Origin of the sequence: Myroides odoratimimus, assembly GCF_030326305.1 — a bacterium.
GTDB lineage: Bacteria > Bacteroidota > Bacteroidia > Flavobacteriales > Flavobacteriaceae > Flavobacterium > Flavobacterium odoratimimum_A.
In genome coordinates this window covers 11,494-25,576 of the sequence record NZ_JACAKB010000010.1, presented here as the reverse complement: position 1 = coordinate 25,576, position 14,083 = coordinate 11,494, and the positions used below count along the sequence as shown (strand labels likewise).

At 33.5% G+C, this 14,083-nt stretch carries 12 protein-coding genes; 9 read left to right on the top strand and 3 right to left on the bottom strand.

Translation table 11 applies throughout. The features are described 5' to 3' along the window. Positions 1-93: 93 nt before the first annotated feature. Positions 94-930 (bottom strand): AraC family transcriptional regulator, encoded by an 837-nt coding sequence (locus HX049_RS09225; protein ID WP_286415529.1) that lies wholly within the window; start codon positions 928-930, stop codon positions 94-96. 173 nt (positions 931-1,103) lie between these two features. Between HX049_RS09225 and HX049_RS09220 the strand changes: the two genes are divergently transcribed. From HX049_RS09220 to HX049_RS09205, 4 genes are all read left to right on the top strand, one after another. After that, positions 1,104-1,649, top strand: coding sequence for a GNAT family N-acetyltransferase (locus HX049_RS09220; protein WP_286415528.1), 546 nt, complete (start codon positions 1,104-1,106; stop codon positions 1,647-1,649). A 291-nt stretch (positions 1,650-1,940) separates the two neighbouring features. Next, on the top strand, positions 1,941-2,918 hold the full coding sequence (locus HX049_RS09215) for a pyruvate dehydrogenase complex E1 component subunit beta (protein ID WP_006257250.1): 978 nt from the start codon (positions 1,941-1,943) through the stop codon (positions 2,916-2,918). A 72-nt stretch (positions 2,919-2,990) separates the two neighbouring features. Then, entirely contained in the window at positions 2,991-5,480 is a 2,490-nt protein-coding gene (locus HX049_RS09210; RefSeq protein ID WP_286415527.1) for a DUF5686 and carboxypeptidase-like regulatory domain-containing protein, read from the top strand. Positions 5,481-5,563: 83 nt separating this feature from the next. Beyond that, entirely contained in the window at positions 5,564-6,091 is a 528-nt protein-coding gene (locus tag HX049_RS09205) for an inorganic diphosphatase (protein ID WP_006257253.1), read from the top strand. A gap of 64 nt (positions 6,092-6,155) precedes the next feature. Here the strand turns inward: HX049_RS09205 and HX049_RS09200 are convergent, their stop codons facing one another. Continuing rightward, a complete protein-coding gene (locus tag HX049_RS09200; protein ID WP_286415526.1) occupies positions 6,156-6,647 on the bottom strand; it encodes a DinB family protein in 492 nt (163 codons plus the stop codon). Positions 6,648-6,934: 287 nt separating this feature from the next. Between HX049_RS09200 and HX049_RS09195 the strand changes: the two genes are divergently transcribed. From HX049_RS09195 to HX049_RS09180, 4 genes are all read left to right on the top strand, one after another. Further along, entirely contained in the window at positions 6,935-8,383 is a 1,449-nt protein-coding gene (locus HX049_RS09195) for an alanine/glycine:cation symporter family protein (protein WP_286415525.1), read from the top strand. Positions 8,384-8,438: 55 nt separating this feature from the next. Then, positions 8,439-8,999 (top strand): GNAT family N-acetyltransferase, encoded by a 561-nt coding sequence (locus tag HX049_RS09190; protein WP_286415524.1) that lies wholly within the window; start codon positions 8,439-8,441, stop codon positions 8,997-8,999. Between the two features lie 165 nt (positions 9,000-9,164). Beyond that, a complete protein-coding gene (ubiE, locus tag HX049_RS09185; RefSeq protein WP_286415523.1) occupies positions 9,165-9,893 on the top strand; it encodes a bifunctional demethylmenaquinone methyltransferase/2-methoxy-6-polyprenyl-1,4-benzoquinol methylase UbiE in 729 nt (242 codons plus the stop codon). A 1-nt stretch (position 9,894) separates the two neighbouring features. Next, positions 9,895-10,692: a porin family protein gene (locus HX049_RS09180; protein ID WP_286415522.1), complete on the top strand. Its 798-nt coding sequence runs from the start codon at positions 9,895-9,897 to the stop codon at positions 10,690-10,692. Positions 10,693-10,741: 49 nt separating this feature from the next. Here HX049_RS09180 and HX049_RS09175 read toward each other — a convergent pair whose 3' ends face one another. After that, positions 10,742-11,476 carry a TrmH family RNA methyltransferase gene (locus HX049_RS09175; protein WP_286415521.1) on the bottom strand — a complete coding sequence of 245 codons (735 nt, stop codon included), beginning with the start codon at positions 11,474-11,476 and terminating at the stop codon, positions 10,742-10,744. Between the two features lie 78 nt (positions 11,477-11,554). On the opposite strand from HX049_RS09175, the gene HX049_RS09170 reads away from it, so the two are divergent. After that, positions 11,555-14,083, top strand: a complete 2,529-nt coding sequence (locus HX049_RS09170) for a BamA/TamA family outer membrane protein (RefSeq protein ID WP_286415520.1) — start codon at positions 11,555-11,557, stop codon at positions 14,081-14,083.

Below are 14,083 nucleotides of genomic sequence, written 5' to 3'. Positions count from 1 at the left end.
CATAGACATTCTAATTACAGTATTTGGCTAAGACAGCTTTATATAATCTAACTACAATCCTATAATATAGATATAAACTAGAAAACAGTAAGTCTATCTCCTAAACTCTAAAGGATTCATCCCTGTCTCACGCTTAAAGAAACGCCCCATATAAGAAGGGTCTTGAAAGTTTAATTGCTCGGCTATTTGGCTAATGTTCAAATCCGTATTGCGGAGGTAATGTTTAATCTCTAAGACTACTTGTCTATTAATAAGCTCTTTAGGACTATAATTTAAAAACTGCTGCGTAATTTGTGATAAGTAATAAGGAGTGATAAACAGCTCGTTTGCATAGAACGCCACATCTCTATGTACCTTAGCATGATGAGTGATCAAATCCCAAAACTTCCAACACAGTTCTTCTTGTCTACTGTAGTGTTTCTCAATAATTAATTCATCATAGTTAACCTGTTCTGATAAGCTCAAAAACAAGGTCTGGAATTGATTACACAACATTCTTCTGGTATGAAGAGAGGTACACTCCATAATATAAAGAGATGATGAATGCCAGTGATTATAGATCACTACGTACTCTTCTGTAAAGTACTGTACTGGAAAATAATGTAAATAACTAAACAATTCGTTTGGTAGTACATAAGCGATCTCACTAGCAAAATCACGTTGAATCAAAAAACAGTGCATTCTAAAATCTACTGACACCTCTCTGAAAGTAATTATATTATCTTCCCCTACGATGATAAGGCTCCCTCGACTCAGTACATAATCTTTAAAATCTACACTTACCGCTGCATTACCTATTTCTACAAAAAAGAAAGTCAAATAAGGTATAGTCACAGGATAAGGATTCAACGTATCCTGATCACTAATACCATAATCAACCCCAAAGCTAAAAGTAATACGGTCTTTTAAATCCATCAAAACACTTTCCATAAACACACATTAAAACTATAATACAATACAAATAAACAAATTTAGTTTCTAAAAATACATTTTCTTCTAAAATAATCATACACTCAGATTCTAGTCATCCACCTACTTTTGCATCAGAATAATAACAAGTACTCTTACAAACAAAAAACAGGAGTACACAAAATGAAAAGAAGATGAGACTAGAAACAGAAAGATTGATTTTACGCCCTTGGGAAGAGTCAGACGCAGAGAGTTTATATTTATATGCAAAAGACGAACAGGTCGGTCCTCCAGCAGGTTGGCCTGCGCACAAAAGTGTAGAAGAAAGTAAAGCAGTAATCAACAACGAATTTGCACACCCTGAGATATACGCCGTAGCTCTAAAAGACACCAACGAAGCGATAGGGTGTATCGGTTTATTAATCGGTGAGAATAGCAACTTCGATATTTCAGAAAACGAAGCAGAAGTAGCCTATTGGGTAGGTGTACCACATTGGGGCAAAGGCTATATCCCAGAAGCGCTTAATAGATTAATCAAACACGCATTCGTAGACCTCAAAATGATAGACCTGTGGTGTGGATTCTATGAAGAAAACACAAAATCACTACGTGCACAATCTAAGTGTGGATTTACCTTTGCTTATAAATCAGAAAACAGATACGACAAATACTTTAAAGACGATCGCATCGAGATAATCACTAGGTTAAAATACGAAGACTGGTTACAGACTCAAAAATAACAATTAGCTCTCTTATATAAGAGAGCTAATTGTTATTAAATCGATTAGTATCATTATTAGAATATCTCTACGATACGGCTATAGACTATAAAAGCTAAAATACTACAACACCTTCAGCTAAAGGTCTATAATATTAAAGAATTGTAAATCAGAAATAAAGTAGGGTATAAAAAATATAATAAAAGAGGTTACATAAGATTAAAACCTATAAAACAATAAAACAGATACTCAAGATAAAGATATTTTTTCCTATTTTTGCTTTCGTAAATTAATTACACAAAATAGAAAATTATGAGAACGATTCAATTTAGAGAGGCCGTGTGTGAAGCGATGAGCGAAGAAATGCGTCGCGACGAATCAATATATTTAATAGGTGAAGAAGTAGCTGAATATAACGGTGCTTATAAAGCTTCTAAAGGTATGTTGGACGAATTCGGTCCAAAACGTGTTATCGATGCTCCGATTGCTGAGTTAGGATTTGCTGGTATTGCAGTTGGATCTGCAATGAATGGTAACCGTCCTATCGTTGAGTTTATGACTTTCAACTTCTCTTTAGTAGGAATCGACCAAATTATAAATAACGCTGCTAAGATGCGTCAGATGTCTGGTGGTCAATTTAATATTCCTATCGTATTCCGTGGACCTACTGCATCTGCAGGACAATTAGGTGCAACTCACTCACAAGCTTTTGAAAACTGGTATGCTAACGTACCTGGATTAAAAGTAGTAGTACCATCTAACGTATATGACTGTAAAGGATTATTAAAAGCGGCTATCCGTGATAATGACCCTGTTATCTTCATGGAGTCTGAGCAAATGTATGGTGATAAAGGTGAAGTGCCAGAAGGAGAATACACTATCCCATTAGGAGTAGCTGATATTAAGAGAGAAGGTACTGATGTAACTATCGTTTCTTTTGGTAAAATCATCAAAGAAGCTTACAAAGCTGCTGACGAATTAGCTCAAGAAGGTATCTCTTGTGAGATTATTGACTTACGTACTGTACGTCCATTAGATCAAGAGGCTATTCTTAAGTCTGTTAAGAAAACAAACCGTCTAGTAATTCTAGAGGAGGCTTGGCCATTCGGAAGTATTTCTTCAGAAATTACTTATATGGTACAAGAGCAAGCATTTGATCATTTAGATGCTCCTATCCAAAGAATCACGACTGCTGATACACCAGCTCCATATTCTCCAGTATTACTACAAGAGTGGTTGCCTAACGCTAACGATGTAGTGAAAGCTGTAAAAAAAGTACTTTATAAATAAAAAATTAACGTATATTTGAAAGGCTCCATCTTATGCTAAGATGGAGTCTTTTTTTATGAATACTACTCTGCTATGAAAAATAAAGTTAAGTTTTTATTACTATTTCTACTCGTTTCGGTATTTAGTTGGGGACAAACCAAAGTAAGTGGAAAAATAATTGACGAAAACAACTTAGAGGTACCATTTGCTAGCGTTTACTTTAAAAACTCTACTGATGGGGTTATTGCTAATGAATCTGGTAAGTTCTATTTAGAGTCGGCTAAGACCTATACTACCCTAGTCGTATCTTTCGTTGGTTATAAAACACTTGAAATTCCACTAGAGGGAAAAACGAATCTAGATCTAAAAGTCATTCTACAAGATGACAACACCTTAGATGAAGTTAAAATCTATGCTGGTAAAACTTCTAAGAAGAATAACCCTGCCTTAGATATTCTACGTAAAATATGGGAGCGTAAACGCAAAAATGGTTTATACATGTTCTCTCAGTATGAGTATGATAAATACGAAAAAGTAGAATTTGATTTGAACAGTATAGATAGCGCATACCAAAAGAAAAAATTATTCAGAGGTATGGAGTTTATCTTCGAACAGATAGATACTAACCGCATTACTGGTAAGACTTACCTACCTATTTTTATCAATGAAAATATAGGTCAGGTATATGGTGATAATAGAAATGGTAAGAAAATAGAAAAAACCTTAGGGAACAAAAACTCAGGTTTTGATACGAATCAACATATCATCGAGTTTGTTAAAGACTTATACGCTGAGTATAATATCTATAACAACTATATCAAGATATTCGATAAAGACTTCGTCAGTCCATTATCTCGTACAGGTATTAATGTATATAACTATGTACTAGCCGATAGTGCTTATATAGATGATAAGTGGTGCTTTAATATCGTGTACTACCCTAGACGTAAAGGAGAACTAACATTCAAAGGAGACTTCTGGGTAAACGACTCTACATTCGCGATCAAGAAGATCAATATGGAAGCGAGTAGAGATGCGAATATTAACTGGGTAAAAGAAATCTATATAGAGCAAGAGTTCGATGTACTAAACGACTCTGTATTCTTATTGACCAAAGATCACTTTATGTCTGACTTTGCCCTTTCTAAAAGAGAAAAGTCAAAAGGAGTATATGGTAAACGTACTTCTATCTATAAACATCACAAATTTGACATAGAGCATCCTGATGAATTCTATCAAAAGAATGTGAATGTATATGATGAAGGAATCTATAAAAGAGATGAAGACTTCTGGAAAAGCTATCGCTTTGAATCATTAAGTAAAGACGAACTAGGAATCTATAAGATGCTAGATACGTTAAAAACAGTTCCTAAGTTTAAATTCCTATTTGACCTATCGTCTACTATAGCGAGTAACTATTACAATATCGATAAGTACAAATTTGACTACGGGCCTATCTTCTCTACATTTGGTTATAACGACATAGAAGGGCTTCGTTTGCGCGCTGGAGGGAGAACTTACTTTGGTCCAAATGACAAATGGAGATTAGAAGGATATGGAGCATACGGATTTAAAGACAACCAATTTAAATACGGTATAAGTGCTAAAGTACTATTGCACAACGATAGTAGATTAATCTTATTCGGAGGAAACCGTAGAGATATAGAACAGATAGGTGTAAGTCTTACAGAGACCAATGATGTGTTAGGAAGAAGCTTTGCTTCAAACTCCTTATTTGCGAGTGGAGATAATACTAAGTTGACTAAAATTAATCTTTCTACAGTAGGTCTAGAGATAGAACCTGTCAAGAACTTAAAGTTTAGTACTTCATTTAATTATAGAACACTAAGAGCGGCATCAGACTTATTTAACCTAGACTACTATGAGGATAAAGAGAATAATATCATCGCCAACGAAACAAAACAGTCTGAATTTAACCTAACTGCTGAGTATACACCTAAACGAAAAACAATAGGATACGGTGTAGATAGAACGGATGTAGATAAAAAATATCTACGTATGTTCTTAAAATATACACAAGGGTTCAAAGGTGTAATAGATAGTGACTTCGAGTATAAAAAAGTTCAATTCTATGCTAGAAAACCTCTATTATTAGGAGGCTTTGGTACACTGACACCTACATTCGAAGCAGGAAAGACATTCGGAGAAGTACCTTTAGGACTATTAAGTGTTGTACCAGGTAACCAATCGTGGTTTAATATAGAAAATACGTTTGCTAACTTAAACTATTATGAATTTGTTACAGATCAATATGCATCATTGCATTTAGAGCACAATTTTGGTGGTCGTCTATTCTCACGTATTCCATGGTTAAGAGATTTCAATTTACGTGAAATCGTAGGAGTTAGAGGAATATACGGAAAGGTGTCACAAGAGAATATAGACTTAAATGCATCAGGACTTCAATACAAGGCTCCTAGTGATGTGTATTATGAATATTATATCGGTGTAGGTAATATATTTAAAATCTTTAGACTGGATCTAAGTTGGAGAGGGAATTACCTAGATATGCCAGATGCTAGAAAGTTTGCCATTAGAGGATCTTTCGGAATTTATTTCTAATAATTAATCTAAAACTTGTTATAAACAAGTAATTAGAGTACTTTTGCACACGATTTTTAGAAATAAGATTTAAATAAAAAAATATGAATACATTCGAAACTTTTGATGCATTTGTTGAGATTCCAGCAGGCAGCAGAAACAAATATGAGTATGATTTTGATTTAAAAAGATTGCGTTTTGACCGTCTTTTATATTCTAACATGAGATATCCAGCTGATTACGGATTTATTCCTGAAACATTAGCTTTAGATGGAGACCCTCTAGACGTACTTGTAATGTTCACTGAGCCATCTCTTCCAGGAATGGTAGTAGAGGTAAAACCTGTAGGTGTTTTCTATATGGCTGATGATAAAGGACAAGATGAAAAAATCTTATGTGTACCTGTATCTGACCCAATCATGAATAAATTAAACGATATTCAAGATGTAAACGAACACTTCAAAAAAGAAGTAGAACACTTCTTCAAAGTATATAAAGACTTAGAAAACAAAACAGTTACTACTGATGGTTTTGGAGATAAAGCAGCTGCTGTTCAATTAATCAAAGAATGTACTGAGCGTTTTGAAAAATTAGAAAACAAAGCTGAAGGTTTATTCAGCATCCGTTACTAATAACATATATAAAATAGCCACTCATAAGAGTGGCTATTTTCTTTTATATCTACTCTCTCCTTAACTACTCTTTATCTAAATATCTATCTGATAAAATCTCTAGATGATGTAAGGTATGTCCATAGTTAAGCCTTCCTATCTCTTCTACAGAGAGCACATAATTAGCCATCTGATTTTTAAAAGCTAACGCTTCTGTTGTAAAACCTTTGAACTGGTAGTACACACTTTTCATCAGTGTTACATACTCTTCTATTAAGTCTTGAGGCTCTTTATTCTCTCCTTTTGCATTATCTACATAGAGGTTCTCATCAAATCCACTTAAAGTAGTAGTATCTTGACGAGCAATATGTAAAGCACGATAACTAAATATACGCTCACAATCTATTAGGTGTTGTACCAATTCTTTTACTGTCCACTTCCCTTCTGCATAAGCATAATCCCATTTATGCTGTAAGGTTACTTTATCCATTACCTCTAAGACAATAGAGATACGAGCCAACAAAATCTCTTCTAAAGGTAATCCATCTGAACGACGAATATAATCTGTGTGTGCCATACAATTTGTAGTTAATGTTACGTCTAATTATTTGTCTGTTCAAAGTTAAAAAATGCCTCCTTTAATTATCGCTATTTTTTACATACAAAAAAGTAATACTTCATCAAAACAAGCTGATAAATATAGTAAGTTTTACAAAGAATGATTTTAAATTTAAAAAAAGACAATTTTAACACTACTCAATACTTAAAATTTTCTTAATTTTCACAAATATAAAACAAGTACATTTCTACTTAACAATAAAAGATGTACTACAAACACACACAACAATAAGCACACACAACACAATGGAAGAAACTATTAAATTACTAAATGACTTAATTTGGTCTAACATTTTTATCGCGCTCTGTCTGTTAGCAGGACTTTATTTTACAATTACAACAGGCTTTGTACAAATTAGATATTTTCGCCATATGGTGAAATTACTTTTTACAGAAAGTTCCTCTGACAAAGGCGTGAGTCCCTTCCAAGCATTTAGTATGGCTATCGCGGGGCGTGTAGGAGTAGGAAATATTGTAGGAGTAGCTACAGCTATCGCGGCAGGAGGTCCTGGAGCTATCTTCTGGATGTGGGCTATTGCTTTTTTAGGAAGTGCATCTGCTTTTATAGAATCTACATTAGCACAGATTTACAAAGTAGATAAAAATGGTCAATATGTAGGAGGACCGGCTTTCTACATAGAAAAAGGAATGAAAAGCAAAGCTTTTGCTCTCTTCTTTTCTATCGTAACCTTAATCAGCTGTGGTCTATTCTTACCGAGTATCCAAAGTAATAGTATCGCTGTAAGTATGCATTCTGCATTCTCTATCCCTACTTGGGTTAGTGGGATTGGTATTTGTTTATTCTTAGGATTTGCAGTATTTGGTGGAGCAAAAAAAATGGGATTAATAGCTCAGGTTATTGTACCCTTTATGGCAAGTGCATATATCATAATGGCTATATTTATTATAGGATTAAATATACAAGAAGTGCCACACATCTTTGCTTTAATATTCAAATCGGCCTTCAATCTAGAATCAGCATTTAGTGGAGTCTTCGGTGCTGCTATCGCATGGGGAGTAAAAAGAGGGATATACTCTAATGAAGCAGGGCAAGGTACAGCACCACATGCTGCTGCTGCGTCAGAGACATCTCACCCTGTAAAACAAGGATTAGTACAAGCTTTCTCTGTTTATGTAGATACACTATTCGTATGTACAGCTACGGCTTTAATGATCTTATTTACGAATTCGTATAATGTGATAGATGAGTCAGGAACTTATATAGTAGAAAATATGCCAGGTGTAGAAGCAGGAGCTGCTTATACGGTAAAAGCTGTAGCTACACATTTTCCTGTATTCGCTTCTCAATTCATCGCTATAGCACTAACATTCTTTGCTATTACCACTGCTATGTCTTACGTATTCATCGCTGAATCCAACTTTGAGTACTTAAGTAAAAAGAAAAACATAGTTCTTAGATGGGGAATGCGTATCATCATATTAAGCATTGTATTCTTTGCCTCTACTAGTGAACCAAGCATAGCATGGGGAATCGGTGACATCGGTGTGGGAGCTATGGCGTGGATTAATATCATTGCTATATTTATTTTAAGAAAGCCTGCTCTAAAAGCATTAAAAGATTATGTAACACAACGCAAAGAGGGAAAAGATCCTATATTCGAACCTAATAAAATAGGTATAGAGAATGCATCTGAAGAATGGGATAAAATAAATGAACGAAGAGCACATCAGTAATAATCTAGAGTTCTCTTAAACTTTCTTACCTTTGTACTAATTCAAATTAAGAAAAATGCATTATACAATTAGACCTGCAAAAAGAGAAGATTACGACGTAGTTCCAGAATTAATGCTACAAGCAATGGAAGATATTGTCTTCACATTTATTCAAAAAGAAGACATAGAAGAAGCTATTAACTTTCTAACTATTATGTTCCGTAAACCAGGTAACTTATATAGTTATGAAAACACTTTCGTAGCGATAGATGAAGAGGGGGATATCGTAGGTTCTATTACTGGATATAACGGAGATGATTTCATCACGTTAAGAGAGCCTGTACTAGAGCTAATGAAGCAACAATATAATAATGACATGATACCTGAACCAGAAACTGCTGGTGGAGAATACTACTTAGATACTGTAGCTGTATCTCCAAAAGTACAAGGTAAAGGAGTAGGAAGTCACTTACTGAAACATGCTGTAGACTATGCTAAGTCACAAGGTCATAAACAAGTAGGACTAATTGTAGATTTAGAAAACCCTAATGCGATGAAACTTTATTCTCGACTAGGATTTAAACAAGGAAACCAATTAGAGTTTGCAGGTGGAGAATACTACCACATGTATATTTAATCTCATACAGACAAACCTGAGCATACGCTCAGGTTTTCTTTTTTTAAACAATTGAACGTGACTTTATCTACTTCCTTATTTAAAAAATATTTATTCTTCATTTTGACACAAAACGAAACTTCTCATTTAGCTTTTAATAATTATATTTGTCAAAAATAAAATACAATGTCAAAAAATATTACTCCATACGAAGGATCTGAATTAGGCAAGAAACAACAAGTCGAACAAATGTTTGACACTATTTCTGGCAATTATGATAACTTAAATAGAATGATTTCTCTTGGTACTGATCAAGGATGGAGACGCAAAGTATTAAAATTAGTATCTGAACAAAAACCAAATACAATATTAGACATTGCTACTGGTACGGGAGATTTAGCTATTTTACTTTCAAAAACAGAGGCAGCTAAAATCACTGGATTAGATTTATCAGCTGGAATGCTAGAAGTAGGTAAACAAAAGATCAAAGCACTAAACCTAGATAACAGAATAGAAATGGTACAGGGAGACTCTGAAAATTTACCATTTGAAGATAACACTTTTGATGCTATCACAGTAGGTTTTGGTATTCGAAACTTCGAGGACTTAGAAAAGGGATTATCAGAAATACTTCGCGTATTAAAACCAGGAGGAATCTTCGTTATTCTAGAAACTTCTGTTCCTACTAAATTTCCGTTTAAGCAAGGATATTTCTTCTATACACAGAATGTGATGCCATTCATGGGTAAATTGTTCTCTAAAGACCAAAAAGCCTATAAGTATTTATCGGACTCTGCAAAAAATTTCCCTTTTGGAGAAGCTTTAAACAATATTTTAAGAAAAGTTGGGTTTAAAGATGTAAAGCATCTTCCACAAACAATGGGAATTGCTACGATATATTCATCTTCTAAATAATATGAAAAGACTAATTGTATTTTTTTTAATCCTATTCGTTAGCTCACAATCTTATGGGCAATGGATATTCGGTAGAAACCCCATGCTTAACAAAAGAGAGTGGGACAAACAACGTGTACATTGGGGTTATTACTTAGGAGTTAATTCATACAATTACAAGTTTGATTATAACGCAGACTATTATCACAAACTACAAGCACTAAAAGAAAAATATCCTAATGACTATACTGAAATTCAAGTTAAGTCATCTATGGGCTTCAATGTAGGTCTTGTAGGGAATTTGCGTATCATGGAACATTTAGACTTGCGTTTTGAACCAGGGTTAACGTATGCTAAAAGAGAACTATCATTTCCTAGAGCACTTATCTATGATTATTATGCCACACAGCACAATAATCTAGAGCCTTCAGAATATGAACTAAACAACTCCTCTGTAAAATCAACTAGTGCTACATACCTACACTTCCCTTTATTATTAAAATTCTCTGCTTTGAGAACTGGAAATATACGTCCTTATGTCTTAGGAGGTTTTTCTTTAGACTTAAACTTAGGAAGTAATAATAAAGTAGATAGTGATAACTATGAAGGAGTCTGGAGAGTAGAGAAACTTACAGCTAACTATGAAATCGGAGTTGGAGTAGATATTTATTTTGAATATTTTAAATTCTCGCCTTCTATTAGAGGGGTATTCGGAATTAATGATGAATTAATCAGAGATAAAAATGCACAAAGTCCGTGGACTGGAAATATCGAATCTATGAAATCTAGAGGAATATTTGTCAACTTTACCTTTCATTAAAAACAGATATAAAAAAGGGAACTTAAATAAGTTCCCTTTTTTTATGCTATTAAAAATTATGTCTTCTAAATTCACTTAATACAATAGAGGCTGCCATGGCAACATTTAAACTTTCTGTCTGTTGTAGATTTCCATAACGCGGAATAGCTATTCTCTCTGTCACTAAACTTTCTATAGTAGCGCTAATGCCATTAGCTTCATTTCCCATGATGATAATTCCTTTATTCTCTACTGTTTTCTGATAGATATTATCACCATCCATAAACGTTCCATAAATCGGAAGCTCTCCTCCCTCTCGAATTAATTCAGCTAAATCTCCATAAACAAGATTAACACGTGCAATAGACCCCATAGTAGCTTGTACAACCTTAGGGTTATATACATCTACTGTTTCGTTAGTACAAACAATATGTTTAATACCAAACCAATCACATAATCGTATAATAGTACCTAAGTTTCCGGGATCTCTAATATCATCTAAAGCAACGATGAGATCACTATAATCTACAGGTTCTTGTTCCGTACAATGAAATACAGCCAAACAATTAGAAGTAGTACTCAGAGCAGACATTTTTTTTAAATCCTCTTTGCTAATAATAGAAACCTTAGACTGTGGAACATTAAAGTGAAGCTCCTCTGTGCAATATATATGTTCTAAAACCAGAGAAGATTTAACTAATTCTCCAATCACCTTAACACCTTCTGCAATAAAAAGTTGGTGTTCTTTTCTATATTTTTTCTGATGTAAACTCTTAATTAATTTGATTTGGTTTTTCGTAACCATAAAAAACTGTATTTTTGACTGAAAATTGACTATACTACTTTGAGCAGATTTTTACCAAAAATACTACTATTTCTATTAATGAGCATAAGTTTTTTTGCATGCTCTATCACTGAGCAGGTTCCAAATGATCGAGCTCTATTAATGGAGAACACCATTCTTGAAAATGGTAAAAAAATATCTAAAGAAGAGGTTATAGCTCAGCTATACCAACATCCGAACAGTACTTTTCCTATGACTAATATGAGGTTAAGACTGTACTTATACAATCTTGCAAAACCAAATGCTGATTCATTATACCAAGTATGGCTAAAAGAACATCCTGGTAAAGAAAAGCTAATGGAGGGGATTCTTTCTAAAAAACAAGTTGACCGTTTAGGAGAATCTTTTGTTATATCTGGAATCAATAACTTCCTATTAAAAACAGGAGAAGCGCCTGCTTTATATGATAGTCTGAGAACAAATAAATCTAAAGTTCGTTTAAAAAACTATTACTTCAACAAAGGTTTTTTTGACACAAAAATCACAACTCAGTTAGATACTACTGGAGTAAAAAAAGTAAAAAACACCTATAGTATTACTACAGGTGAACCTTATATTATAGATAGTATTAACTCTAATATTAGTACGAAAGCCTTAGAAGATTTATATCTGAAGTCTCTTTCAAAATCTAAAATCAAGAACAATACAGTATTTGACGTTAAAAATTTCGAAGAAGAACGAAAAAGATTAGCGACAGAGTTTAGAGATAATGGAGCATATTACTTTCAAGAATTAAATATTCGCTATGAAGTAGATACTATCATCAATAAAAAAAACAGAGCTAATATAGAGCTAATCATTGACCCAAGAACAATAAAATCTGGTGATACATTAAAAGAAGTTCCTTTTAAAATATATACTATTAGTGATGTAAATATCTTCACAGATAATAGTTCTAAAAACAAAGAATACGTCTTAGATAGTATCCACTATAACAATTTTAATATTTATAGCTCTACAAAACTTCAGTATAAGCCGAAGGCACTTACAGATGCTATTTTTATTACGAAAGGTAGTACTTTTAGTGATTTCAGAAGGGTATTGACATCTCGCTCTATTAGTAATCTGCGTACTTTTAACTACCCAGTTATTGAGTATGTAGAAGATAAAAGAGATACTACTGGTCAATCATTGATCAGTAATATCTACTTGACATCTCGTAAAAAAATGACTTTTAACCCTTCCTTTGATGTTACTCACTCTAATATTCAAGATTTCGGAATCGGTGGTAGTATGGGTTTATTATTTAGAAATGTTTTTAAAGGAGCTGAAATATTAGAAATAAATTTAAAAGGATCATTAGGATCTTCTCGCCAAATGAGTAATCCAAATGATGTGTTCTTCAATGTAACAGAATATGGAGGGGATATTAAATTAACTTTTCCTCGATTATTATTTCCTATAAAAACAGAAAGGTTTATTCCTAAAAGTATGCTACCAACTACTTCTATGAGTTTTGGCCATACTAAACAAAAAAATATTGGACTAGATAAAAACAGTTTAACAGCCATTATAAACTATACGTGGTTACCGTCTAGAAGAAATAGCTTCAGTGTAGACTTAGCTAACATTCAATACATTAGAAACACAAACCCTAGTAACTACTTTAGTGTCTATAAATCGTCTTATACCAGATTAAATGATTTATCTAAAAACTATAGTAACATCAACCCAGACTATTATGATCAAAATGGTAATCTAACAATAGCTGAGGGAGGGAGTAACCTATTTATAAAAGATGCTTTAGATACAAATAATCCTCTAGGTATCTCTGCTCAAGATCATCAAGAGATTAGAAGTATAGAAGAAAGACGAGTACGCTTATCTGAAAACAACTTAATTATAGCGAGCAATCTTACCTTTACAAATACAACTAGAACTAACCTGTTAGACAATAGTTTTTATACACTAAAAGCAAAAGTAGAGTCTGCAGGTGGCCTTATGAATCTTTTAATGCAGAACACTAGTTCTAAAGTTGGTCCGACAGGAAAAAAGACAATAATGGATGTGGAGTTCTCTCAATATGTAAAAACCGAGGTAGACTTCGTTAAGTACTTTGATTTAGGTAAAAAACGTGTTGTCGCAATGCGAGCTTTTGCTGGTCTAGCAATCCCTTATGGCAACTCTAACTCTATTCCATTCACAAGAAGTTACTATTCAGGAGGATCAAATGACAATAGAGGATGGCAGTCATATCGTTTAGGTCCTGGACGAAGTGGTGGAATCAATGATTTTAACGAAGCAAATATGAAATTGTTCTTCAGTACTGAATATCGTTTTAATATTGGAGGAAAATGGTATGGAGCCCTTTTCGTAGATGCTTCAAATATTTGGAATGTATTTGATGATATTAAAGATAATACCTATACCTTTAACGGCATTTCTTCATTAAAAGATATGGCAGTAGCATCGGGACTAGGATTAAGGTATGATTTTAGTTTCTTTGTATTCAGATTAGATATGGGATTCAAAACATATAATCCTGCACAAGATAAAGGTCGAAAATGGTTCAAGGAGTTTAGCTTAAAAGAATCAGTCTTAAACGTTGGAATTAATTATCCATTCTAA

What these genes read in the sequence shown, in the direction of transcription:
- HX049_RS09225 (WP_286415529.1), bottom strand. Translation starts at nt 930, where the DNA reads ATGGAAAGTGTTTTGATGGATTTAAAAGACCGTATTACTTTTAGCTTT.
- HX049_RS09220 (WP_286415528.1), top strand. Translation starts at nt 1,104, where the DNA reads ATGAGACTAGAAACAGAAAGATTGATTTTACGCCCTTGGGAAGAGTCA.
- HX049_RS09215 (WP_006257250.1), top strand. Translation starts at nt 1,941, where the DNA reads ATGAGAACGATTCAATTTAGAGAGGCCGTGTGTGAAGCGATGAGCGAA.
- HX049_RS09210 (WP_286415527.1), top strand. Translation starts at nt 2,991, where the DNA reads ATGAAAAATAAAGTTAAGTTTTTATTACTATTTCTACTCGTTTCGGTA.
- HX049_RS09205 (WP_006257253.1), top strand. Translation starts at nt 5,564, where the DNA reads ATGAATACATTCGAAACTTTTGATGCATTTGTTGAGATTCCAGCAGGC.
- HX049_RS09200 (WP_286415526.1), bottom strand. Translation starts at nt 6,647, where the DNA reads ATGGCACACACAGATTATATTCGTCGTTCAGATGGATTACCTTTAGAA.
- HX049_RS09195 (WP_286415525.1), top strand. Translation starts at nt 6,935, where the DNA reads ATGGAAGAAACTATTAAATTACTAAATGACTTAATTTGGTCTAACATT.
- HX049_RS09190 (WP_286415524.1), top strand. Translation starts at nt 8,439, where the DNA reads ATGCATTATACAATTAGACCTGCAAAAAGAGAAGATTACGACGTAGTT.
- ubiE (WP_286415523.1), top strand. Translation starts at nt 9,165, where the DNA reads ATGTCAAAAAATATTACTCCATACGAAGGATCTGAATTAGGCAAGAAA.
- HX049_RS09180 (WP_286415522.1), top strand. Translation starts at nt 9,895, where the DNA reads ATGAAAAGACTAATTGTATTTTTTTTAATCCTATTCGTTAGCTCACAA.
- HX049_RS09175 (WP_286415521.1), bottom strand. Translation starts at nt 11,476, where the DNA reads ATGGTTACGAAAAACCAAATCAAATTAATTAAGAGTTTACATCAGAAA.
- HX049_RS09170 (WP_286415520.1), top strand. Translation starts at nt 11,555, where the DNA reads ATGAGCATAAGTTTTTTTGCATGCTCTATCACTGAGCAGGTTCCAAAT.